The sequence below is a fragment of the Pseudomonas sp. FBCC-B1667 genome, from assembly GCF_059133255.1.
Window position 1 is genome coordinate 2,317,628 of record NZ_CP101437.1, and the last position, 22,368, is coordinate 2,339,995.

23 protein-coding genes, 1 tRNA gene and 2 pseudogenes are annotated in these 22,368 nt (G+C 57.4%); 13 read left to right on the forward strand and 13 right to left on the reverse strand.

The genetic code is table 11. The features are described 5' to 3' along the window. Positions 1-83: 83 nt before the first annotated feature. The gene (pcrP, locus tag NL116_RS10350; RefSeq protein ID WP_494377074.1) at positions 84-704 is read right to left on the reverse strand and encodes an HAD superfamily inactivated hydrolase PcrP; all 621 of its coding nucleotides are present in this window, start codon (positions 702-704) and stop codon (positions 84-86) included. A 202-nt stretch (positions 705-906) separates the two neighbouring features. Here pcrP and NL116_RS10355 point away from each other — a divergent pair, with 202 nt between their 5' ends. Next, positions 907-1,596 (forward strand): MlaA family lipoprotein, encoded by a 690-nt coding sequence (locus tag NL116_RS10355; protein ID WP_494377075.1) that lies wholly within the window; start codon positions 907-909, stop codon positions 1,594-1,596. A 59-nt stretch (positions 1,597-1,655) separates the two neighbouring features. Here NL116_RS10355 and NL116_RS10360 read toward each other — a convergent pair whose 3' ends face one another. After that, on the reverse strand, positions 1,656-1,955 hold the full coding sequence (locus NL116_RS10360; RefSeq protein ID WP_494377076.1) for a PilZ domain-containing protein: 300 nt from the start codon (positions 1,953-1,955) through the stop codon (positions 1,656-1,658). Positions 1,956-2,232: 277 nt separating this feature from the next. Here NL116_RS10360 and rssB point away from each other — a divergent pair, with 277 nt between their 5' ends. After that, positions 2,233-3,414, forward strand: a complete 1,182-nt coding sequence (gene rssB / locus NL116_RS10365) for a two-component system response regulator RssB (RefSeq protein WP_140667240.1) — start codon at positions 2,233-2,235, stop codon at positions 3,412-3,414. Further along, positions 3,414-3,896, forward strand: a complete 483-nt coding sequence (gene rssC / locus NL116_RS10370; protein ID WP_007943680.1) for an anti-sigma factor antagonist RssC — start codon at positions 3,414-3,416, stop codon at positions 3,894-3,896. Before rssB ends, rssC begins: the two co-directional genes overlap by 1 nt. 73 nt (positions 3,897-3,969) lie before the next feature. On the opposite strand, the gene tal is transcribed toward rssC, so the two are convergent. Continuing rightward, positions 3,970-4,896: a transaldolase gene (gene tal, locus NL116_RS10375; protein ID WP_123434332.1), complete on the reverse strand. Its 927-nt coding sequence runs from the start codon at positions 4,894-4,896 to the stop codon at positions 3,970-3,972. 284 nt (positions 4,897-5,180) lie between these two features. On the opposite strand from tal, the gene NL116_RS10380 reads away from it, so the two are divergent. Further along, positions 5,181-5,585 carry a hypothetical protein gene (locus tag NL116_RS10380; protein ID WP_494377077.1) on the forward strand — a complete coding sequence of 135 codons (405 nt, stop codon included), beginning with the start codon at positions 5,181-5,183 and terminating at the stop codon, positions 5,583-5,585. A 214-nt stretch (positions 5,586-5,799) separates the two neighbouring features. After that, positions 5,800-6,255: pseudogene (locus NL116_RS10385) on the forward strand (undecaprenyl-diphosphate phosphatase); the annotation flags it as partial. Positions 6,256-6,312: 57 nt separating this feature from the next. Here the strand turns inward: NL116_RS10385 and dusA are convergent. Continuing rightward, entirely contained in the window at positions 6,313-7,308 is a 996-nt protein-coding gene (gene dusA, locus NL116_RS10390; RefSeq protein WP_494377078.1) for a tRNA dihydrouridine(20/20a) synthase DusA, read from the reverse strand. Positions 7,309-7,623: 315 nt separating this feature from the next. After that, positions 7,624-8,229 carry a transglycosylase SLT domain-containing protein gene (locus NL116_RS10395; protein ID WP_494377079.1) on the reverse strand — a complete coding sequence of 202 codons (606 nt, stop codon included), beginning with the start codon at positions 8,227-8,229 and terminating at the stop codon, positions 7,624-7,626. 286 nt (positions 8,230-8,515) lie between these two features. On the opposite strand from NL116_RS10395, the gene NL116_RS10400 reads away from it, so the two are divergent. After that, complete coding sequence (locus NL116_RS10400; RefSeq protein ID WP_494377080.1) at positions 8,516-8,734, forward strand: hypothetical protein; 219 nt, start codon at positions 8,516-8,518, stop codon at positions 8,732-8,734. A gap of 64 nt (positions 8,735-8,798) precedes the next feature. Here NL116_RS10400 and NL116_RS10405 read toward each other — a convergent pair whose 3' ends face one another. Both NL116_RS10405 and NL116_RS10410 read right to left on the reverse strand, forming a co-directional pair. Then, positions 8,799-9,584: a transporter substrate-binding domain-containing protein gene (locus NL116_RS10405; RefSeq protein ID WP_494377081.1), complete on the reverse strand. Its 786-nt coding sequence runs from the start codon at positions 9,582-9,584 to the stop codon at positions 8,799-8,801. 185 nt (positions 9,585-9,769) lie between these two features. Then, positions 9,770-10,474 (reverse strand): murein L,D-transpeptidase catalytic domain family protein, encoded by a 705-nt coding sequence (locus NL116_RS10410; protein WP_123434361.1) that lies wholly within the window; start codon positions 10,472-10,474, stop codon positions 9,770-9,772. An 81-nt stretch (positions 10,475-10,555) separates the two neighbouring features. Between NL116_RS10410 and NL116_RS10415 the strand changes: the two genes are divergently transcribed. Continuing rightward, complete coding sequence (locus NL116_RS10415; protein ID WP_494377082.1) at positions 10,556-12,307, forward strand: L,D-transpeptidase family protein; 1,752 nt, start codon at positions 10,556-10,558, stop codon at positions 12,305-12,307. Between the two features lie 41 nt (positions 12,308-12,348). Here the strand turns inward: NL116_RS10415 and NL116_RS10420 are convergent, their stop codons facing one another. After that, positions 12,349-12,816 (reverse strand): hypothetical protein, encoded by a 468-nt coding sequence (locus tag NL116_RS10420; protein WP_494377083.1) that lies wholly within the window; start codon positions 12,814-12,816, stop codon positions 12,349-12,351. A 297-nt stretch (positions 12,817-13,113) separates the two neighbouring features. Here NL116_RS10420 and NL116_RS10425 point away from each other — a divergent pair, with 297 nt between their 5' ends. Both NL116_RS10425 and NL116_RS10430 read left to right on the forward strand, forming a co-directional pair. Next, complete coding sequence (locus tag NL116_RS10425; RefSeq protein WP_494377084.1) at positions 13,114-14,685, forward strand: sensor domain-containing diguanylate cyclase; 1,572 nt, start codon at positions 13,114-13,116, stop codon at positions 14,683-14,685. Between the two features lie 264 nt (positions 14,686-14,949). Continuing rightward, positions 14,950-15,338, forward strand: a pseudogene (locus NL116_RS10430) (DUF1214 domain-containing protein); the annotation flags it as partial. A gap of 54 nt (positions 15,339-15,392) precedes the next feature. Here NL116_RS10430 and NL116_RS10435 read toward each other — a convergent pair. Then, positions 15,393-15,698 carry a hypothetical protein gene (locus NL116_RS10435; protein WP_494377085.1) on the reverse strand — a complete coding sequence of 102 codons (306 nt, stop codon included), beginning with the start codon at positions 15,696-15,698 and terminating at the stop codon, positions 15,393-15,395. 378 nt (positions 15,699-16,076) lie between these two features. Between NL116_RS10435 and xth the strand changes: the two genes are divergently transcribed. Both xth and NL116_RS10445 read left to right on the forward strand, forming a co-directional pair. Next, complete coding sequence (xth, locus tag NL116_RS10440) at positions 16,077-16,871, forward strand: exodeoxyribonuclease III (RefSeq protein WP_494377086.1); 795 nt, start codon at positions 16,077-16,079, stop codon at positions 16,869-16,871. 111 nt (positions 16,872-16,982) lie between these two features. Continuing rightward, a complete protein-coding gene (locus NL116_RS10445; RefSeq protein WP_494377087.1) occupies positions 16,983-17,810 on the forward strand; it encodes an arylamine N-acetyltransferase family protein in 828 nt (275 codons plus the stop codon). 33 nt (positions 17,811-17,843) lie between these two features. On the opposite strand, the gene NL116_RS10450 is transcribed toward NL116_RS10445, so the two are convergent. Beyond that, on the reverse strand, positions 17,844-18,176 hold the full coding sequence (locus tag NL116_RS10450) for a BrnA antitoxin family protein (RefSeq protein WP_494378034.1): 333 nt from the start codon (positions 18,174-18,176) through the stop codon (positions 17,844-17,846). 190 nt (positions 18,177-18,366) lie between these two features. Here NL116_RS10450 and NL116_RS10455 point away from each other — a divergent pair, with 190 nt between their 5' ends. Then, the gene (locus NL116_RS10455) at positions 18,367-19,884 is read left to right on the forward strand and encodes a nucleobase:cation symporter-2 family protein (protein ID WP_494377088.1); all 1,518 of its coding nucleotides are present in this window, start codon (positions 18,367-18,369) and stop codon (positions 19,882-19,884) included. Positions 19,885-20,002: 118 nt separating this feature from the next. On the opposite strand, the gene NL116_RS10460 is transcribed toward NL116_RS10455, so the two are convergent. Further along, positions 20,003-20,078: transfer RNA gene (locus tag NL116_RS10460), tRNA-Asn, on the reverse strand. A 228-nt stretch (positions 20,079-20,306) separates the two neighbouring features. Here NL116_RS10460 and NL116_RS10465 point away from each other — a divergent pair. Further along, positions 20,307-20,537: a hypothetical protein gene (locus NL116_RS10465; RefSeq protein WP_494377089.1), complete on the forward strand. Its 231-nt coding sequence runs from the start codon at positions 20,307-20,309 to the stop codon at positions 20,535-20,537. Here the strand turns inward: NL116_RS10465 and NL116_RS10470 are convergent. Together NL116_RS10470 and NL116_RS10475 are read right to left on the reverse strand one after the other, a co-directional pair. Further along, positions 20,534-20,734, reverse strand: coding sequence for a hypothetical protein (locus NL116_RS10470; RefSeq protein ID WP_494377090.1), 201 nt, complete (start codon positions 20,732-20,734; stop codon positions 20,534-20,536). The genes NL116_RS10465 and NL116_RS10470 overlap by 4 nt on opposite strands. A gap of 238 nt (positions 20,735-20,972) precedes the next feature. Next, entirely contained in the window at positions 20,973-22,169 is a 1,197-nt protein-coding gene (locus NL116_RS10475) for an amino acid aminotransferase (protein WP_494377091.1), read from the reverse strand. Between the last annotated feature and the right edge of the window lie 199 nt (positions 22,170-22,368).

Sequence of the window (22,368 nt, forward strand, 5' to 3'; positions counted from 1 at the left end):
CTGGCATAGACCGCAGCCTCGCGCCAAAGGTCTATGGCTGGCCTTTAGATTAATCCACTTGCGCGCAACCTGCATGATCTCGGTCAGGGCTTTTCGCCTTTGAGCCGGCGCGAGCTGATATCGGCCAGGCAGGTATCGAGATCGCCGAGATGATCGATCACCGAATGCACACCTAAACCGAATAGCTGCATCGTCGCCTTGCCGCGCAAGTGCTCGCGTTCCTTTAGGGTCAATGCGTGCCATTCACCCGGTCCGAGGCCGCAGAGCGATCCGCAGGACGCCAGGCCAATCGTCCACAACCCGGCATTCAAGCCCGATTGCAGCAACCGTGGCTCGCCACTGACCAGCACGCAGCCATCCAGGCGTTCGACATTCAACGCCATCAGGGCTTGCCAGCAAGCGTTTGGCGCCGGCCATGGATTGATTGTTGCGGGATGTTTCGACGAGGAGATCCAGGAGGGCAGGGTGACGGCCAGGGAATGGCTGAGGGCGGGGGGTAATTCATCAAGCCATGCGCAGGGAATTTGCTGGCGCTGCAAACTGAGCAGGCTGTCCAGCGCGCCGGGAGTGGCTTCGGCGTGCTCGGCAGAATAAGCCCCGTTCGCGCGCGTTCGGGCGCCGAAATCCACCAGGCAACCACTGAGGCCGAACAGGACGGCAGTCAAACTGGGTGCTGCAATGGGCAAGGCTTCGGCGTGCGGCATAGGAGCGTCCCTGAAATAGTGACAAGGCTATGCGGCGTCAGTGACAGTTGAGTGACATTATGTGAAGCGCTCTCAATCCGGACGATTCATCTCTAGGTGAATGCGCGCGTTACTGCCTAAACCGGCTTTTCCGTCTTATACTGATCAGCTTAACGCCCGGGCCAAGCGCTCGCGCCAGTAAAAAAATCCAAGGAGTTTTTCTATGCGCTGGAGCAATCATCTCGCTCAGCTTTTTGTGTGTGCCAGCGTTTTGCTGGTTCCGTTTGCGGCTCAGGCTGCGTCGGAAGACGACCCTTGGGAAAGCGTTAACCGTCCGATCTACAAGTTCAACGATGTGATCGACACCTATGCGCTCAAGCCTGTGGCTCAGGGCTATGAGTTCATCACGCCGCAGTTTTTGGAAGACGGCATCCATAACATGTTCCGCAACGTCGGTGACGTCACCAACCTGGTGAACAACATTCTGCAGGCCAAACCGGCCGCCGCAGGCGTCGATACCGCACGTATCATCTTCAATACCACGTTCGGCTTGCTGGGATTTTTCGATGTGGGCACCAAGATGGGCCTGAATCGCAACGACGAAGACTTCGGTCAAACCCTCGGCTACTGGGGAATGGGCAGCGGTCCTTACGTGATGCTGCCGCTGTTGGGTCCAAGCACCTTGCGTGATGCGCCGTCCAAGTTCGTCGACAGCTACACAGGTCCGTATCCGTACATCAACGACGTGCCGGTGCGTAACTCGGTCTTCGGCCTGAACATCGTCGACACGCGCGCCAGCTTGCTGTCGAGCGAGAAGCTGATCACCGGCGACAAGTACACCTTCATCCGTAATGCTTACTTGCAGAACCGCGAGTTCAAAGTGAAAGACGGCCAGGTTGAAGACGATTTTTAATCTCGACCGATAAACGAAGAAGGCGGCCCATGGGCCGCCTTCTTTCGTTTGGATCCGGCTTATTTCATCTTCAAGATTGTAAGCCCGAGTTTCTGACCTTCGCCGTCCAAAGGCTTCACCCACACCACTTCGGTATCAGCCTCAAGGCCTTTTAATGCGACGTGATCGGAATCGATGCGCACGTTGAGCCGGTCACCCACCTTGAACTCACGCTTCGCTTCAACCTGCATGCCACCGCTGGAAAGGTCGATGCAGACGGCTGGAATCTCATCACCTTCATGAATCAACGACACCTCGGCATCGACTCGCATCCGGATGAAATCGCGCTTTTCGCTATAGTCCCGACCGGTTTGACTCATGGGCTCGATCCTTCCATTGGGTTACGGATTTGTCTGTTCTTATAACTCCCGGTGATTTGACAAGTAAAGACGCCAAGCGAGCATCCGCGTGAGCTTGAAACGCCTCTCGGATGGGAGTACCGTCTGCGCCTTAGAAGGGCACCTCTGGTGTACAGGTGAGTAGGGCAAATGCTCGAAAACGGTGCAATAGAGAGGCTAGAAAGCGAATCCAGTAGTGTGAGCCGGGCTTGATCCCCGTGCCTGCTACGCCAACCTAATTCTGGCGCCGTTTGCCCACATGCCAAAAACCAGTGCCACGCTGCTGATAATCGATGATGACGAAGTAGTGCGCGCGAGTCTCGCGGCCTATTTGGAAGACAGTGGTTTCAGTGTCCTGCAGGCCAGCAATGGCCAACAGGGTCTTCAGGTATTCGAGCAAGACAAGCCCGACCTGGTCATCTGCGATCTGCGCATGCCGCAGATGGGCGGACTCGAACTCATTCGCCAGGTTACCGAACGGTCCCCGCAAACGCCGGTGATTGTGGTTTCGGGTGCCGGCGTGATGAACGACGCGGTAGAGGCATTGCGCCTTGGCGCGGCGGACTACCTGATCAAACCTCTCGAAGATCTGGCCGTGCTCGAGCACTCTGTGCGCCGGGCCCTGGACCGTGCGCGTCTGCTGCTGGAAAACCAGCGCTACCGCGAGAAGCTGGAAAAGGCCAACCGTGAGCTCGCCGCCAGCCTGAACCTGCTCCAGGAAGACCAGAATGCCGGTCGCCAGGTGCAGATGAACATGCTGCCGGTCAGCCCCTGGACCATCAACGAGTTCCAGTTTGCGCACCAGATCATCCCGTCGTTGTACCTGTCGGGTGATTTCGTTGACTACTTTCGGGTCGATGAGCGTAGGGTAGCTTTCTACCTGGCAGACGTTTCCGGGCATGGCGCTTCTTCAGCGTTCGTCACCGTACTGCTGAAGTTCATGACGACGCGCTTGTTGTTCGAATCCAAGCGCAGCGGCACATTGCCGGAATTCAAGCCTTCGGAGGTCCTTGGTCATATCAACCGAGGCCTGATCAGTTGTAAGCTGGGTAAACACGTCACAATGGTCGGTGGAGTCATCGACGAGGAGACAGGTTTGTTGACCTATAGCATCGGTGGTCATTTGCCGTTGCCTGTGTTGTACACGCCAGACAGTGTTCGTTATCTGGAAGGGCGCGGTCTGCCGGTGGGCCTCTTTAATGAAGCCACCTACGAAGACCACGTGCTGGAGCTGCCGCCGACGTTCAGCCTGACGCTGATGTCTGATGGCATCCTGGACCTTTTGCCAGAACCCACACTCAAAGAAAAAGAAGCGGCGTTGCCCCAACGGGTCAAGGCTGCGGGCGGCACCCTGGATGGGCTGCGGCAGGTTTTTGGATTGGCCACGCTTGGGGAGATGCCGGATGATATCGCCCTATTGGTGTTGAGCAGGAATCTTTAATGAGTACCGGTAGAATCCAGTTCGCCGAGCAGGATGGCACCTTCGTCCTGAAATTCGTCGGTGAAGTTCGCCTGACCCTGTGTTCGGCGTTGGATGCGACTATTGATCGGATCTTCACCGCGTTGAACTTCAACGCGATCGTGATCGACCTGACCGAAACCCGCAGCATCGACAGCACCACCCTTGGCCTGCTGGCTAAATTGTCGATCCTGTCGCGGCAGAAGGTCGGCCTGCTGCCGACTGTCGTCACCACCCACGAAGACATCACCCGTCTGTTGGAGTCCATGGGCTTCGAGCAAGTGTTCAACATTGTTGACCAGCCTGTGCCGTGCCCGGAATGCCTGGACGACTTGCCAGACCAGGATCAGTCCGAAGAAGTGGTGAGGATCAAGGTGCTTGAAGCCCACAAAATCCTCATGGGGCTCAATGACCACAACCGCGAAGCGTTCCATGATCTGGTGAATGCGCTGGAGCGTCACTGATCACTTGAAATAACGGGCACAAAAAAGGGCGAACCCACCAAGGTTCGCCCTTTTTGCATTGCGCTATCTCAAATCACAGCTTGGCTTGCAGCAGAGCCTCAAGCTTTTCCTGGTCGCGAGCAAACTGACGAATGCCCTCGGCCAGTTTCTCGGTCGCCATCGCATCTTCGTTGGATAACCAACGGAACTGCGCTTCATTCAAGCTCAAGCGCGCTTCACCGGCATGCCCGGGTGCCAGCTTGCGCTCAAGCTTGCCCGTGTCCGCCGCCAGCTTCTCAAGCAGGTCCGGGCTGATGGTCAGGCGATCGCAACCGGCCAATTGCTCAATCTGGCTCAGGTTACGGAAGCTCGCGCCCATCACCACCGTCTTGTAATCATTGGCTTTGTAGTAGTTGTAGATGCGCGTCACCGACTGCACGCCCGGATCATCCGCGCCGGTGTAATCGTTGCCGTTGGCTTTCTTGTACCAGTCGTAAATCCGGCCCACGAACGGCGAAATCAGGAACACACCCGCATCGGCACAAGCCGCCGCCTGAGCAAACGAGAACAACAGCGTCAGGTTGGTCTGAATGCCTTCTTTTTCCAGTGTCTCCGCTGCGCGAATGCCTTCCCAGGTGGAGGCAATCTTGATCAGTACGCGGTCACGGCCAATGCCGGCCTTGTCGTACAGCTCGATCAGACGGTGCGCACGCTTCAATACCGCGTCAGTGTCGAACGAGAGGCGCGCATCCACTTCGGTGGAAATGCGGCCCGGGACAACTTTCAGAATTTCTTGGCCGACTGCGACGCCAAAACGGTCGCTGGCCAGGCCCACATCGCCTTTGCAATCGTGAACGCAGGCGTTCAGCAATTCTGCATAGGCAGGAATCGCCGCGGCTTTGAGTAGCAGGGAAGGGTTGGTGGTGGCGTCCACCGGTTTAACGCGAGCGATCGCTTCGAAGTCGCCGGTATCGGCAACCACGGTGGTCATTTGTTTCAGTTGTTCCAGCTTGGAAGTCATGGGCGTGCTCTGTCCTGTGGGTCTAATGACATTACCCGAGCGCTGACAGCCACTCAAGGGCGCATGTACGTATCAATGGCCCCAGCGGCAACAACCTGAAAACGGCTGTTTGAATGGCGGGGCACGGTATCGGTTAATACGATGCCAAAACCGGGCGCAGGTTCAAAGTAACTGACCGTTGACGCCTTATCTAGAGGGGATATCGATGTTAAAAAGGGTCGGGGCCGTTCGTTATAATATGTCAAATAGTGAGGCCCGGATGCCGTGTAACGTGCTGCTGATAAATGGATCTATCGGACGGGGAAATGACTTCACAGGGGAAGCAGGTGTCTGGAAATGTGGAGGCCTTCGATGACCTTATCCTGGGTTATGTCCTGAAGAAACTCACCGAAGTATTTGAAGAGTTGATGGCGGTTTCAAAAGATAACCACCCGGATAATTTGAAGGGTGTGGTTGAAATGGGAAGGGTTGAAGCTGCAAAAAATATTTCCGGTTGGCTGAAGCGAGTGAAACACGGCGTGCCTTCTCAAGTAACGCGCGTAATGATGGAGCAAATGAATGACGCGCAACAACGTCAGCAATACCTGCGCATTGAAGCGCACGTCGTCTTGTTGGAAGTGATGGTGGAAGCCTCACTGGCGCTCGACGCGACGAGTTATTCCGATTGTAAGAACAAGAGCCTCCATTAACCATGGAGGCCTTTATTCATTGTGCCTTTAATAGCGTCTTGACGGCCGCTTCCGCTGGTTCTGAGTTGCCATCAGAAGACTTTAATCCAACACTTCGCTCTCGATCGTTGCTGCCTGAGTCGCTGTTTTTTCATTCGTAAAGACAGGTTAGCGGTATGTTCAGTTGCTTGACGTCGGTAATGAACTTGGTGAGGCGTGTGGCCTGTCCGGTAGTATATGGGCAGAGCGGCGTGAACATGTGGTGTATGTCGAGCATGTTGACGACATGCGCTGGTCCGACGCCCTGAAGGTCGGCTTTGCACAGTGCCTGGCAATGATACCGGGCACCTCACGCTCTGGATCGACCATTATCGGCGGCTTGCTGTTTGGCCTGTCGCGCAAGGCTGCCACCGAGTTTTCGTTCTTTCTGGCCATGCCAACCATGGTTGGCGCCGCCGTTTACTCAGGTTACAAGTATCGGGACCTGTTCCAGGCGGGCGACCTGTCAGTGTTTGTCTTGGGTTTTGTCACCGCGTTCTTTTTCGCCATGATTGCTGTGCGCGGCTTGCTCAAGTTCATCGCCAGCCATAGTTACGCCGCATTTGCCTGGTACCGGATCGCATTCGGTTTGTTGATCCTGGCAACCTTGGCATTCGGCTGGGCTAACTGGACTGAGGCGGCAGCGCTCTGACAAACACCAGGCTGCGGGAACCCAAGCCTGGTTTATTCACTCGCCAATCGCTAACCGTTAGCGCCCCTCAAGTAACTCTGCCGCCTGATCCAGCAACGCCAAAGGCTCTTTAGCCTTGTGAATATCCACCGACAACAACTGCCGAAACTTGCGCGCCCCCGGAAACCCGGTGCCCAGCCCCAGCACATGCCGGGTGATATGGTGCATCGAGCCACCCGCATCGAGGTGTGCGGCAATGTAAGGCCGCAACTGCGCCAACGCCTCGGCGCGGCTGATCACCGGTGCTGTACTGCCGAACAGTTGCTGATCCACTTCAGCCATCACATAAGGATTGTGGTACGCCTCGCGACCCAACATCACGCCGTCGAACGTCTGCAAATGCTCGTGACAGGCCTCCAGCGTCTTGATCCCGCCGTTAAGAATAATCTCCAACTCCGGAAAATCCGTTTTCAACTGCGCCGCCACGTCATAACGCAGGGGCGGAATGTCGCGGTTTTCCTTCGGCGACAACCCCTCAAGAATCGCAATCCGCGCATGCACCGTAAAACTCGTGCACCCGGCATCCCGAACCGTGCCAACGAAATCACACAACTCCTCGTAACTGTCCCGGCCATTGATCCCGATACGGTGCTTCACCGTCACTGGAATCGACACCGCATCGCGCATCGCCTTCACACAATCCGCCACCAACTGCGGATGCCCCATCAGGCACGCGCCAATCATGTTGTTCTGCACCCGATCACTCGGGCAGCCGACGTTGAGATTCACCTCGTCGTAGCCGTGTTCCTGAGCCATGCGGGCGCAGGCGGCGAGGTCCAGCGGGACGCTGCCACCGAGTTGCAGGGCGAGCGGGTGCTCGGCTTCGTTGTGACGGAGGAAGCGATCGTGATCGCCATTGAGCAGCGCACCGGTCGTGACCATTTCGGTGTAGAGGAGGGCGTGTTTCGACAATAGGCGTAGGAAAAAACGGCAGTGTCTATCAGTCCAATCCATCATCGGGGCGACGGAGAAACGGCGGGAGAGCGGGGCGGGGGCGGCAGTGATTGGGGGCATTTGGGATCTGGAATCGGTGGGGCGAAAGACCGGAGTTTATCAGGAATGGGTTGGTTGGGTTGAGGCGAGTCCTGCGGGATAAGCCTCCGGACGCAGGGAACGGTATTGAGCGAGACAGTCATCAGACGGACCGATGGCATCTGGCTAAAAATTACAAGGCTGTATGAGGAGCGTATTGGTCAGATTACAAGAGGTCAGGCCGACCTGTTCAAAGTTGAGGCGCCTGTAGAGGCTTTCTGATTTTTGAACTGAAAAGGAGGCTACGCGTTAGACAGCTCTGCCCCTTTTCTCGAGCACTCTCGTCAAGGGCCCAACTCAAAAAAACCAACTCCGATCATTTTCCAATGCCTGGCGGCAAAGCTTGAGCTGCGAATTATAACTCTGTGATTGTTGTTCTACTTTGCGCGCTACTTGCATCAGCCAAGGCTTGGCGAGATACGTGCCATTACGATAACCCCCACGGCCCTCGTGGTAAGCGAGGTATTGGTTGTAAGTATCCCATTTGGAGATCCCGAGTTGGCGCTGGGTGCCGGTTGTGTACCAGCCAATGAACATGATCGCGTCATCAAAGTTGTCACGCGAACCGCCATTGCCGGTGCCGCTTTTGTACTCACCCCACACCGGATCCTGCGCTTGCGCATAGCCGTAGGCGGAACTGACTCGACCCCAAGGGATAACCCACAGCAGGTAGTCGCGAGGTGGCAAGGCATCGGCAATAAAACTGCTTTCTTGCTTCATGATGGCCATCGCTACATGTTGAGGCGTGCCCCACTTCTCCTGCATTTTCAGCGAGTCTTCATACCAATCGGGGTATTCAAGATAAATGTTGCAGAGATTGTTCTGGTCTTTTGGCGGTGACGTAGTGCAGCCCGTCAAGATCAGCAACAACACTACAGGTATCCATGTTCGCGATTGCTTCATTCATCGTGTCTCGGAAAAGAGTAAGGGCGACAGTCAGCCCATCTACGTTGCTCGTTGCTCGCGAGCAAAGCACCGCTAGCAACGTCTGATGCCATTTGGCTGGATGGGGTCACCCGTTAGGCGGTTGGCTTTGTAACGTTCTGCGACCATTGAACCGACCCAACACTGCGATTCCTGAACCAACGCTGTCGCCCCGCAAAGTTTCATAATCCCCCGCGAAATTGCAGCCTAGGATGACAACTAAACCTCGTATCACCGCGCCCTCCACCCCACAGGGAACTGAAAAATGATCTCGAATCTCTTCAAAGTCGTGCTAATCGGGGGTGCAGTGCTGTTGAGCGCCTGTTCGGGTGCAAGTACCCATAGCGAGTATTCTGAAGCCAGCCTGCCTTCTGCCGGTTTTGGCCCGGGGCCGACCAACAATCCCGGCAAGTTGAATGTACATGGTAGTGCGCTCGGCAACAGTTTCGGCGAGTACAGTTCGGGGTTGTTGCACGACGATTAGCTAACGGCGGAAGTGTTTCCGCCGTTTTGTGATTTGCCTGAGATGGCGTGTGGGGGCTAGCGGGTTATTTAGTCTCGGGCGTCGCTATCCACTGGCTAAGAACCTTCTGGTAGGTGCCCGTCACCTTGGCCAGGTGCAGCCACTGATCGACATACAGCTTCCAGGTGATGTCGTCGCGCGGCAGCAGGTAAGCCTTTTCCCCATACTGCATGAACTGGCTCGGGTTCACTGCGCACAAACCGGGTTTTAGTTTCTGCTGGTACAGCGCTTCCGACGCATCGGTAATCATCACGTCAGCCTTCTTGTCCAGCAGTTCGTGGAAGATGGTCACGTTGTCGTGAAGGCTTAGTTGCGCCTTGGGCAGGAAGGCGTGAACAAACGCTTCGTTCGTGCCACCGGCCGGTTCAACCAGGCGCACTGATGGCTGGTTGATTTGCTCGATGGTTTGATACTGCGCCTGCTCTTCACAGCGCACTAACGGGACTTTGCCGTCGACGTCCAGCATGGTGCTGAAGAAGGCTTTTTTCTGCCGTTCCAGCGTCACCGAGATTCCGCCCATGCCGATGTCGCACTTGCCCGCCAGCATGTCCGGCATCAGGGTTTTCCAGGTGGTTGGCACCCATTCAACTTTGGCACCGAGGCTGTCCGCCAGTGATCGGGCCATGGCGATGTCGATGCCTGAATATTCACCGTCCTCGGCTTTGGAGGTATAGGGTTTGTAGTCACCTGTGGTGCACACGCGAAGTTGGCGTTGCTGAATGACGCTGTCCAGATGCGAGGGTTCTGCCTGAACGCCAAACGATAGAGCGAACAAACCACCGAGCATCATTGTGCTTTTTATGTTCTTCATTGTTCTCGGACTTTTTTGATGGAATTTCATCAGCCCGGCGTTAACGCAGAGCCGTCCCCGAACGGATAATAAACACTAAATACCATCCAGGGGACGCGTGTCGCTGTTCCCGGTCCGTCAACATTGAGTTGACGGCGAGACTGAGAGGGCTGTCTTTCAGAAGACTGAGGAGGGGGCAGTGATGTTTACTTGCGGATGGTCGATTTGGACGCCGATGCAACCGTGCCACTGCCGCAGTTGATATACGAAGAGGTCTTCAACCAACGCTGATCCGGATAGTAGGAAAACAACAGCTGCCCATCTTTCATCGAATCAATCAGCCGATGCGCAATCGCCGGCCTGACGGCCGGGCAGCCGAGGCTTCGGCCAATCCGGCCATTGACCCGGGCCAGCATTGGATTCACATAGGGCGCGCCGTGAATCACGATTGCCCGGTCAAAGGCGTTGTCGTTGAAACCCGGTTCCAGTCCTTCCATGCGCAGCGAGTAGCCGTTCTGGCCGACATAACTTGACTGTGTCCGGTACAAGCCGAGGCTGGTGGCGAAGCTTTCGTTTTGATTGGAAAAGTTGACGGCCATGTTCTCGCCGCTGTTTCGACCGTGGGCCACCAGTTCATGGAACAGCAACTTGCGCTTTTTAAGGTCGAATACCCACAACCGTTGTTCGGTGGAGGGCAGGGAATAGTCGATGATCGCAAGCCTTTGGACAGGGGCTGCGCCTTGAGCGATGCTGCATTGTGAAGCGCGGACGGCCAGGTTAATGACTTTGGCGTCGGCTCCCGGCGCTGCTTTGACGAGGGCGGCGGCCAGCGAATCGGCGTAGGCTGACGGTACGGACATTGCAGTCAGTAACAGGGCCGCCAATGGAAGGCCAAAACGTAGTAGCGCCATATAGATGTCTCATCATGTTAAGTTCGAGTCTAGCAGTGCGTGGGAAGCTAGCGAGTGAATGCGGGAGATTAAGGATTATCCATGGTGCAATTAACAAGGTTATTCGTCATAAGCCGCGTATTTTTTATGGGCTTTCTGATCAGCGGTGCAGCAGTCGCCGAAACTTCGCCGATTGAGCCGGTAACTGCGCCGAGCACCGCGATGGATGCCGCTGCGGATGACAACGTCGCTCAAACGATTCAGGCATCACTTGCGCCATTGAAAACCGCCTTCCCGCCCTTGCTCACTTCAAAGCGCTATCGGCGGGTGGATGTCAGTCGGCTGGTCATGGATTTTTATACCCATCGCGCCTATCGCGCAGCCTGGTCCAACGACAGCGATGTCGCACAGCTGATCAAAAGTTTGAGCAACCTCCAGGCCGAGGGTCTGAACCCGGCGGATTTCCATATCGATGAAATTGTCCGCACTCAGCCGTCGGTACAGGCGTTGACCGCCACGACTGAGCAGCGGGCAGCGTTTGATATTGCCACCACCCACACCTTTATTACCGCGTTGCTGCAATTACGGCGCGGCAAGGTCGACCCTTCGCGGCTCGACAATCACTGGAATTTTGACTCCAGTGGCGTCGATCCCCGTAACGACATCAACGCCTTCTTCGCTGCGCTCGACAATCACGACGTGGCAAGCGCCTTTGCCCTGGCGCCGCCGCAAGAAGCGGTGTACGTCAGTTTGCGTCAGGCGTTGGCGCAACTTCGAGGCATTCGGGACAGGGGCGGCTGGCCGAAAGTGGTGGTGGACCATTCTCTCAAGCCCGGCATGGACGAGCCCGCTGTTGCGCAGTTGCGCGCGAGGATGGTCGCGGCAGGTTTTCTCGATCCGCGCTTGAACCACGGTACGAAGTACGACGGCGCCGTCACTGCAGCGGTGAAAAAGTACCAGACCGAGCAGTACCTTGGTGCAGATGGTATGGCGGGCGCGACGACCCTGGCGGCATTGAATGTGCCGGTTGAGTCGCGCATCGACCAGGTGCGGGTGAACATGGAGCGGGCGCGTTGGCTGCTTTATAAACTGCAAGGCACGTTCGTTATCGTCGATATCGCTGGCTATAAGGTGGCGATGTACCGCGATGGTCAACCGATCTGGCGCTCCCGGGTGCAGGTGGGCAAAACGGCGCGCAATACCCCGATTTTTCAGGCGCAGATTACCTACATCACCTTCAACCCGACCTGGACGGTACCGCCGACGATCCTCAAGGAAGACGTGATTCCCAAAGTCCAGGCCAACCCAGGCTACCTGGCCAGCAACCGGATACGCGTGCTGGATCGAGAAGGCAACGTGCTCGACCCGTCCGCCGTCGATTGGAACAATGCACGCGGGCTCACCCTGCGGCAGGATGCCGGGCCTGAGAGCTCGCTGGGCCAGGTCGTGATCCGCTTCCCCAACGACTATGCGATTTATCTCCACGACACGCCGCATCGCGAGTTGTTTGCCAAGACTGTCCGCGCGACCAGTTCGGGCTGCATTCGGGTAGAGAACCCGCTGCAACTGGTGGAACTGTTGTTCAACGACCCGGTGAAATGGAACAGCGCCGGCATTCAAAAACAATTGGCCAATGGCAAGACCGAGAACATCCGGCTTCCGGTGAAAGTGCCAGTGTTGTTGGCGTATTGGACGGTGGACCTGGAGAGTGACGGGCGAGTGGCGTTCAAACCTGATGTGTATGGTTATGACGCGCCGGTGTTGCAGGCGCTGAACCGTCCGGCGCCCCTGCCGGCGCTGGATTTACGTGCGGCGGCAGGGTCGGTGGTGGCGTCGGGGCCGGGTGTGCAATAAGGAGGGGGACGTTAGGCTTGGACCCCTTATGTCGCGCTGGTCTAGAGTTCCAGGCCGTCTTGCACTGCCGTCAGCAAGATGTGTTCTGTTAACGCCACCGCATCGGCTTGTTCACCGGACTGCTCAATCGTCTGCAGCCACCAATGCGTCTCGCCGTGCTCATCCACAGTGCGCAACAGGGCGAGTTCTTTACTTTTGGAATGAATCTCGATGCGCCCCTCGCCATCCGTGGTGAAGCGGGCGACCGGGTCGAACGTCAGGGTGTGGCGATTACCTTCGATCACCAGTTGGTCGATGGCATAGTCGAACGTTTCCCCGTCCTGACTGTTCTCGATGACATGAGTGGGATTACGCCGCAGAACCAAACCCACTTCGGTCAGCGGATGCAACCAAATCTCGATCTGACGATACAGTTCGTAAACCTGGCTCGGCCAGCCGTCGATCGCCTGATCGGCGCAGGTGGACCCGGTGTGTTTCAACTTCGCGACGAGCTCGTCTGTCTTACTCATTTCGACTCCTTGTTGTGATGTAAGGGTAAGCGTAGCGCCTCCAACGTCATCCGGGTCTTGCCTTGGGTCATGCCTGCCATACAAACGTGACAATTCTTTTCAGACTGGCAGGACCGTCAACTCTCCGCAAAAAAATCCACCAGTCCGCGCTGCAACCGGGTCAGCCGAGAGTGCTCGCGCACATTCGATGCGGCGTCAGTCCAAAGCACAATTGCCCCTCACCACGGCGTAGACTAAGCTCACAAAAAATAAGGGTTTTGGGCCTTCGCCCACGCCTTACCCTTTCAGGACGAGCTTTTGCCTATCCCTCTTCACGACCCGCACCACCCCCCCGGCGGCGCGTTGAAACGGTTGCCGCTGCTGACAGCATCGGTGCTTTTCATTGCGACGGTGTGCCTGTGCCTCTGTGTTTTGTTGTACCTGCAACTGGAGCAGTCGCGCCGCCACGATCTGGACGAAGCGCAAGTGGCCTCGTCAAACCTGACCCGGGCGATGGCGCAGCAGGCTGAAGACACCTTCATGAAAGCCGACTTGGTGCTGACCAGCCTGGTGGACTGGATTCAAGCCGACGGTTATGGCGCTGCACAACGGCCGCGCTTGCAGAAAGCCTTTGCCCGCCGGGTGCTGACGCTGGACCAGTTGCACGGGATTTTCCTGTTCGACAAGCAAGGGCAGTGGGTAGTGACCTCGTTCGAGGATATGCCTCGAGGGGCCGGGGTGGCTGATCGTGAATACTTCAAGTTTCACCAGCAAAACGTGTCGTCGGTCGTGCACATCGGACCGGCCATCCGCAGTCGGCAGAATGGCGAGTGGATCATTCCAGTGTCCAAGCGCGTCAATGACAAGAGCGGCAAATTTCAGGGCGTAGTGCTGGCCGGCATCAAGATGGCGTACTTCGATCAATTCTTCAAAAGCTTCAGCATCGATGACAAGGGTTCGATGTTTTTGGCCCTGACCGACGGAACACTGTTGGCGCGACGGCCGTTTGTGGAGTCGCTGATCAACACGTCATTGGCCAAGGGCGACATCTTTCAGACGCTGCTGCCGAACGCACCGGCCGGCAGCGCGATGATCAGTTCGGTCGTGGACGGCATCGTCCGTCTGTACGGCTATCGTCAGCTTGAAGGTTATCCGCTGGTGGTTTCCGCAGCGTCCTCACGGGACGCGGTGCTCAAGGACTGGTATGACACGGCGTTTCAATCCAGCGTCATCGTGGCGCTGGTGATCCTGGGGGTTGGGCTGTTCGGCTGGGTGTTCATCCATCAGGTGCGCGACGGTGAGAGGATCGAGGCTGATTTACGCAAGGCGCAAGAAGCGCTGGAGCTGATTGCCACTCACGATAGTCTGACCGGCCTGGCCAATCGTCGGTTGTTTGAAAGGGCACTGGACATCGAATTCGCGCGCGGGGCCCGGCAGTTGAGTTCATTGGGCCTGGTCATGCTCGATATTGATTTCTTCAAACGCTACAACGACACCTACGGCCATGTCGCCGGCGACCATTGCCTGGCCGAGGTGGCGCGAGCGTTGAAGAGTTGCTGTCATCGCAAGGCCGATCTGGCGGTGCGTTATGGTGGAGAAGAGTTCGCCGTGTTGCTGCCCAACACTGACATTCATGGCGCGTTGGCGATTGCCGAGCAAATCCGCCGCAGCGTCATGGACAAGAACATCACCCACAGTGGTTCGCCTACGGGCTATGTGACGGTCAGTCTGGGCTGTTACGCATTTATACCGACCGGGCGCGACAGCATTGAGGTGTTCATCGAACGCGCTGATGCCGCGTTGTATCAGGCCAAGCATTCGGGGCGTAACCGGTCCTGCGTGTTGTCGATGGAAGGGGGGATGGAGGCGCTGGCGCGCTCGGATCGTTGAGTCGATCGCCTCGTTGTTTCAGTGTTGCGACATCCCCGACAACCGGCGGTCCGCCTGTCAATTTCTGGCTGAATCGAACGTCTAGATTTCCATCAGCCCTGCCGAGCCGGGCAACGCTCCCCCAGCGTACGGGCAATCGGCCAAATGTTGATTACTCAAGCATTGACAGCCGTTGCGCCACCCCTCGCGGCTGCTGCCGTTTTCCCATTAGGCCAGCCAGGCTCAACCGAAAGTCACTCCCGAAGAAACGCACGCCATTGGGTGCTGGACCCGGCCGTGAAAGCCGCGCTGCAGACGGTGCCTGATGAAGCGCAGACGCTGATGAAGTGGAACGTGGCAACCCTTGCTCGGGTGGTCAATGGCGGGTCGATGAACACCGACACCATGGGCGTCTATGGCAACTACTACCTTAAGCGCGCGATCGTGGCACAGGTCGGGTTGGGGGCGAACTTGCCCGGGGACGCGATTTATCCGCTGAACCTGGGCGATGACCAGGGCAAGCCGCTCGACGGGGCCAACAAGTACGTGCTGCATTTCGATCCAATTGGCTGCCCGCTCCCAAAGGCGCGTTCAACTTGACCATGCGCTTGTACGGCCCGAAACCCAAAGCGTTGAACGGCAAGTGGAACCCTCCCGCAGTCAAGCGCATGTAATGGACGGGTAATGAAAGCGGGCCATGAATCGCTTCATGGCCTGCTTTTATTCATTCAACTGCCCGTTCCACCCCCGGCACCTCCGGTTCCGCCACCCGCCGCCCCGGTTCCGCCGCCTGCTCCGGAGCCCGAACCACTGGCGCCGCCATTAGTCCCGGTGCCGGTGCCGCCGCCCGAGTCCGTGTTACTTCCGGCCGGCGGCGTGCCGGGAGTGTGGTCGGTTGACGTGTTCGAACCGCTGTTGGTTCCGGACTGGGAGCCGGTCGAGCTGGTGCCGTCGTTGGACGCTGCAAACGTGGCTGCCGAGGCGACGCCTAATAAGCCCGCGAGTAACAGCGACGTGAATTTTTTGGTCATCATGGTTCGTCTCCAAAAGATGAGTCGTTACCTGATGTTGGTGCGAAGGGCGGGGTGGTTGGTGCCGGTTGGATGACGAGTGGTCAGTGCTTAACCCTCTGATTGGGAGTGAATCAGTGTGGGAGTGAGGTGTTTTCGAGCGACGTATTCCGCCAGTTTCTTCTCGAAGCCGTACCCTGGTTGTTTTCGTCGGAGGCGAATTGCACACGCGCACAGTCCAGCACCTCGAATGCATGGCGCAGCCTCGGGTAAAAGAGAGCCGTCATCGATTGGCAAGTGAGCTACTGACACCTTTAATCGCTTGCTGCGCTGGTCATGGCAACTGTCGCCACTCAATCGGGTCACAACCGGATACTGCCAATCCGCCGCGAGCCCTGGACCATGAAAAACCTGAAAATCGCCACCTTCAATGTCAACGGACTGCGAGCACGCCTGCCCAACTTGTTGGCGTGGCTGGAGCGGGAAAAACCGGACATCGCGTGTCTGCAGGAGCTCAAGTCGGTCGACTCGGCGTTTCCGGTTGCCGAGCTTGAAGCGGCCGGCTATGGTGCCCTCTGGCAGGGGCAGGCGTCGTGGAACGGGGTGGCGATTCTGGCGCGGGATGCGCAACCGCTGGAAAGTCGACGCGGTTTGCCGGGTGACGACACGGACACCCACAGTCGGTATCTGGAAGCGGCAGTGCACGGCGTGCTGGTGGGGTGTCTGTACTTGCCCAATGGCAACCCGCAGCCGGGGCCTAAATTCGATTACAAACTGGCGTGGTTCGAGCGGCTGATCGCCTATGCCAAGGATCTGCAGAACAGCGAACACCCGGTGGTGCTGGCGGGTGACTACAACGTGGTGCCTACCGATCTGGATATTTACAACACGCGCTCCTGGCTCAAGGACGCGCTGCTGCAGCCGCAAAGCCGCGAGTGTTATCAACGATTGCTGGATCAGGGCTGGACTGATTCTTTGCGTCATTTGTATCCGGATGAACGGCTTTACACCTTCTGGGATTATTTCCGCCAGCACTGGCAGAGCAATTCCGGGCTGCGCATCGATCACCTGTTGCTGAACCCGGCGCTGAGTCCCTATCTTCAGGAGGCGGGTGTCGATGCCTGGGTGCGCAATGAACCGCATGCCAGTGATCATGCGCCGACGTGGATTCGTGTGAGTTCGCGCAAGCAACGTTGATATTGATGGACGCCGTGATTGGCGAAATCAATTGTCAGTTGAGCAGGCTTATCCCTTATACATGTCGGCCATCGGCGGAAAGATCCGCGGCCCATGCATAAGGACTGAGCAATGAGCGAGCCACGCCTGACCCACCTTGCGTTGTACCTCCAGCGTCTAGGCTTCGACGCACCTCCGTTACCTACCCTGGAAACCCTGCGTCAGCTGCAACTGCGCCACACCGGTGCCTTCGCGTTTGAAAACCTCACCACGTTGTCGGGCGAGCCCGTGTTGATTGACCTGCCGTCCATCGAGCAGAAAGTCCTGTTCGACGGTCGCGGTGGTTACTGCTATGAACTCAACAACCTGTTCCTGGCCTTGCTCCAGGAACTGGGCTTCGATGCTCGCGGTATTACCGGCCGTGTCGTGATGGGCCAACCCGAAGGCGCATGGACTGCGCGCACGCACCGCTTGAGCCTGGTCACGCTGGACGGCGTGCGCTACATCACTGACGTCGGCTTCGGCGGCATGGTCCCCACCGCACCCCTGATACTCGATACCGACGCTGAACAACTCACTCCCCATGAACCCTATCGCATTGAACGCCATGAAGATGGCTACACCTTGCGGGCCAACGTCGGCGGCGAATGGCGGCCGATGTACATCTTCGATCTCCAGCGTCAGGAAGACATCGACTACACCGTTGGCAATTGGTACGTCTCCACCCATCCCGAGTCATCGTTTGCGCGGCAACTGATGGTCGCCCGGACCGGAGACGGCTGGCGCCGTACGCTGAACAACGGCAGCTTTGCGATACACCGGCTCGGTCGCGAAAGTGAACGGCGCCAGGTGGCGGATGTGGACGAGTTGATCGGGGTGCTGCAGGACGAGTTCGGGATTCGGGTGCCGGAAAATGCACCGTTGAAACGGCGGCTTGAGCAATTGGTTCGCCCAAGCTGAGCCAGTGTCTTTTTTGGCCTCGGCGCGGTGTATTTAAGGCGCCATTACCCGATGAATTTCACTGAGCGCTTCGGTTAGTTTTTTCTCGAGGTTTGTCAGCTCGCCAGGGGTTATCCCCTCTTTGAAATGCCTGGCATTCGCTACAGCCGTGCGCTGATCGAGCTCAGCCGGTGTTTCCCGGTGATTGAGCAATGCCTGACGCAAGGTGTTATTGATCACCGTCTGATAGCCAAAGCCCTCGCTCTCGGCAAGAGAGCGAGCCGCCTCTATGACGGCATCGTCCAGCATGAGGGTGATTCGGGTTTTGCCTTTGCTGGGGGCTATGGCACCACGCTTGGCATTACTGAAGTCGTATTCACCTTTCATCTTCATGGCCTCAATTCACCCTGTCGAAAGGGTATTTCAAAAATTTTAAGGTGCCAGCAAGCCCCACCGATAAGGCCGAAATGGATACCTGTCCATAATCTGACTGGCTAGTTGTATACAACTCTATAGACATTTGTCCTGAGTCTTGCATACAGTGTGCGCATAACAAAAACCAGGGAACCCCCTTAACATGAAAACGCCCCATGTTTCACACCAACGGCCCGAGGATGAAAACCTTGGGATCGGCGCGAATATGGCTTACGGCCTGCAACATGTTCTGACCATGTACGGCGGCATCGTCGCGGTGCCTTTGATCATTGGTCAGGCGGCCGGGCTTTCGCCGGCGGACATCGGTTTGTTGATTGCTGCTTCATTGTTTGCAGGGGGGCTGGCGACGTTACTCCAGACCCTTGGTTTGCCGTTTTTCGGTTGTCAGTTGCCGCTGGTACAGGGCGTATCGTTTTCGGGCGTCGCGACCATGGTGGCGATTGTCAGCAGTGGCGGGGAGGGCGGGTTTCAGTCAATTCTCGGGGCGGTGATTGCCGCGTCGCTGATCGGTTTGCTGATCACGCCGGTGTTCTCACGCATCACCAAGTTCTTCCCGCCCCTGGTCACTGGCATTGTGATTACCACCATCGGCCTGACGCTGATGCCGGTGGCGGCACGCTGGGCTATGGGCGGCAACAGCCACGCGCCGGACTTCGGCAGCATGGCGAACATCGGTCTGGCGGCGGTGACGCTGGTGCTGGTCCTGCTGCTGAGCAAGATCGGCAGCGCGACCATCTCTCGATTGTCGATCCTGCTGGCGATGGTCATCGGCACGATCATCGCGGTGTTCCTCGGTATGGCAGACTTCTCGTCTGTCACTCAGGGCCCGATGTTTGGCTTCCCGACGCCGTTCCATTTCGGCATGCCGACCTTCCACTTCGCCGCCATCCTGTCGATGTGCATCGTAGTCATGGTGACGCTGGTGGAAACCTCGGCGGATATCCTCGCCGTCGGTGAAATCATCGGCACCAAAGTCGACTCCAAGCGCCTGGGTAACGGCCTGCGCGCCGACATGCTCTCCAGCATGATCGCGCCGATCTTCGGTTCGTTCACCCAAAGCGCCTTCGCCCAGAACGTCGGGCTGGTGGCGGTGACCGGGATCAAGAGCCGCTTCGTGGTCGCCACGGGCGGTTTGTTCCTGGTGATCCTCGGCTTGCTGCCCTTCATGGGCCGGGTCATCGCCGCTGTGCCGACGTCGGTTCTCGGTGGCGCCGGTATCGTGCTGTTCGGCACCGTGGCGGCCAGTGGTATTCGTACGCTGTCCAAGGTTGATTACCGTAACAACGTCAACCTGATCATCGTCGCCACTTCCATCGGTTTCGGCATGATTCCGATTGCTGCACCGAATTTCTACGATCACTTCCCAAGCTGGTTCGCGACCATTTTCCACTCGGGCATCAGCTCGTCGGCGATCATGGCCATCGTGCTGAACCTGACCTTCAACCACCTCACGGCCGGTAACTCGGATCAGCAGTCGGTGTTCGCGGCCGGTACGGAGCGCGTACTGCGTTATCAGGATCTGGCAGCGTTGCGCGAAGGGGATTACTTCAGCGAAGGCAAGCTGCATGACTGCGACGGGAAAGAAATCCCGGTGGTGGAGGCGGACCATGGACATGGCGAGCCGCGTGCCGCGCATGCGAAAAGCGGTGAGCATGTCTGACGGCAGCACCTGCTAAGCAGGCCGATCTGTTGAAAAGACAGATCGGCCTTCTGCTTTTCCAACACCCACAAAAAAGCCCCTGAACCTTTCGATTCAGGGGCTTTTCGATATTGCAGTCTGGCTCCACGACCTGGACTCGAACCAGGGACCCAGTGATTAACAGTCACTTGCTCTACCAACTGAGCTATCGCGGAATGGCGCCTATGTTACTGATTCAAAAAGAGAAGTCAAGCGCCTGATAGCAACTTGAGCGTTTCGTCGGGACAGACGGTGGTTTATCGGCCACAAGCGGTTACCAGAATCGTCCCAGAGGTCTACCATGGCTGCCCGGAAGTGGTCACACGCGCTACCGGCCATTCGCCGAAACAGGTATGCGCCATGAATCATTCAATCCTTGCACCTCACACCAACGGGGTGTTCGCATGAGCATCGCTCAGATCAGCTTGCCCAAAGGTGTCGGCCCTCACGCCGAAAAACTGCTCGACGCAATCACGCAGGCCAGTACGGTTGAGGATCTGAACCGTGCGGGTGGCAAGGCCGAGGGTTTTGTTCTGGGCCTAGAAAGTGCCAAGGCGATCAAGAGTCAGATTGCCGAGTCGCTCTATGTCGCCTATGACGACGCCGCCAGCCAGCGCGCTACCGAACTGGCTTAACCGCCAAACGTGAAGGTGCCGAGCATCATCTTTGCGTAGAGCATCGTGGCACCCAGTTGAACCAGCCACAGGGCCAGGCCGCCGAGAAATACGCCCGCAGCGACTTGAAGTACCAGGTTATTCCCGCGTTTGGCCGGGGTGCGAGGGACGAAGTGGTCCAGCTCATCTCGGTCGGCGCGTAGGTCATCATTTTTCATGTGGGTTCTCGTAAAATTCCTGGGTGTACACAAAACCTGCTGGAGTGAGCCTGCTCGCGATGAGGCCTTCACATTCAACATCTATTGTCGCCTGACAGTCCGGTATCGCGAGCAGGCTCACTCCTACAGTTTGAATAGTGGGGAGTCTAGAGGGCTCGCTCCCGTTAACGGGAATTATCTGTGACAAATAAAAAACGGGAAGCCAATCGGCTTCCCGTTTTTCACATCACCGAACGACTCAGATCACCGCAACGATGGCCTTGGTCACTGCGTCGATATTGCTCTGGTTCAGCGCAGCCACGCAGATGCGGCCGGTGTCCAGGGCGTAGATGCCGAATTCGGTGCGCAGGCGGGTGACTTGCTCAACAGTCAGGCCGGAGTAGGAGAACATGCCGCGCTGACGACCGACGAAGCTGAAATCGCGTTGCGGGGCGTTTTTCGCCAGGGTGTCGACCATCTGGATACGCATGCCGCGAATCCGCAGGCGCATTTCAGCCAGTTCCTCTTCCCACTGGGCGCGCAGGACCGGACTGTTCAGCACCGCGGCAACGATGCTTGCACCGTGGGTTGGCGGGTTGGAGTAGTTGGTACGGATCACGCGTTTGACTTGCGACAGCACGCGCGCGCTTTCTTCTTTCGATTCACTGACGATCGACAGAGCGCCAACGCGCTCGCCGTACAGCGAGAACGACTTGGAGAACGAACTCGATACGAAAAAGGTCAGGTCCGACTCGGCGAACAGGCGCACAGCGGCAGCGTCTTCGTCGATGCCGTCGCCAAAGCCCTGGTAAGCCATGTCGAGAAACGGTACGTGGCCTTTGGCTTTAACCACTTCAAGTACGTTCTTCCAGTCGGCCGGGCTCAGGTCCACGCCGGTCGGGTTATGGCAGCAGGCGTGCAGCACAACGATCGAGCCAGAGGGCAGGGCGTTCAGGTCTTCCAGCAGGCCGACACGGTTTACGTCGTGGGTCGCGGCGTCGTAGTAGCGGTAGTTCTGCACCGGGAAACCAGCAGTTTCGAACAGGGCGCGGTGGTTCTCCCAGCTCGGGTCGCTGATGGCCACGACGGCGTTCGGCAGCAGTTGCTTGAGGAAGTCGGCGCCGATTTTCAGTGCACCGGTACCGCCCACGGCCTGGGTGGTGATGACGCGGCCAGCAGCGATCAATGGCGAGTCATTGCCGAACAGCAGTTTCTGCACAGCCTGGTCGTAGGCGGCGATACCGTCGATTGGCAAGTAGCCACGGGAAGCGTGTTGAGCGACGCGAATCGTCTCGGCTTCGACAACGGCGCGCAGGAGTGGAATTTTCCCCTCCTCGTTGCAGTAAACACCGACTCCCAGGTTGACCTTGTTTGTACGGGTATCGGCGTTGAATGCTTCGTTGAGGCCCAGGATTGGATCGCGTGGTGCCATTTCGACAGCGGAGAACAGGCTCATTTTTGCGGCGGCTCTGAATGGAGAGTGGAGGGACGTGTGGCGCTCCAGCCGAATGCACTAGAGCGGTGCACAAACGGGGAGCTAGTATAGAGGCCATCAGCGGCGGATGGCGACAGACGTTTCGGCTTTTCAGCTAAGTTTTTCCGATTATTTTTCGACCGTTAGTCGATTGTCGTCGTCAAAGGAATCAAGGGATGTA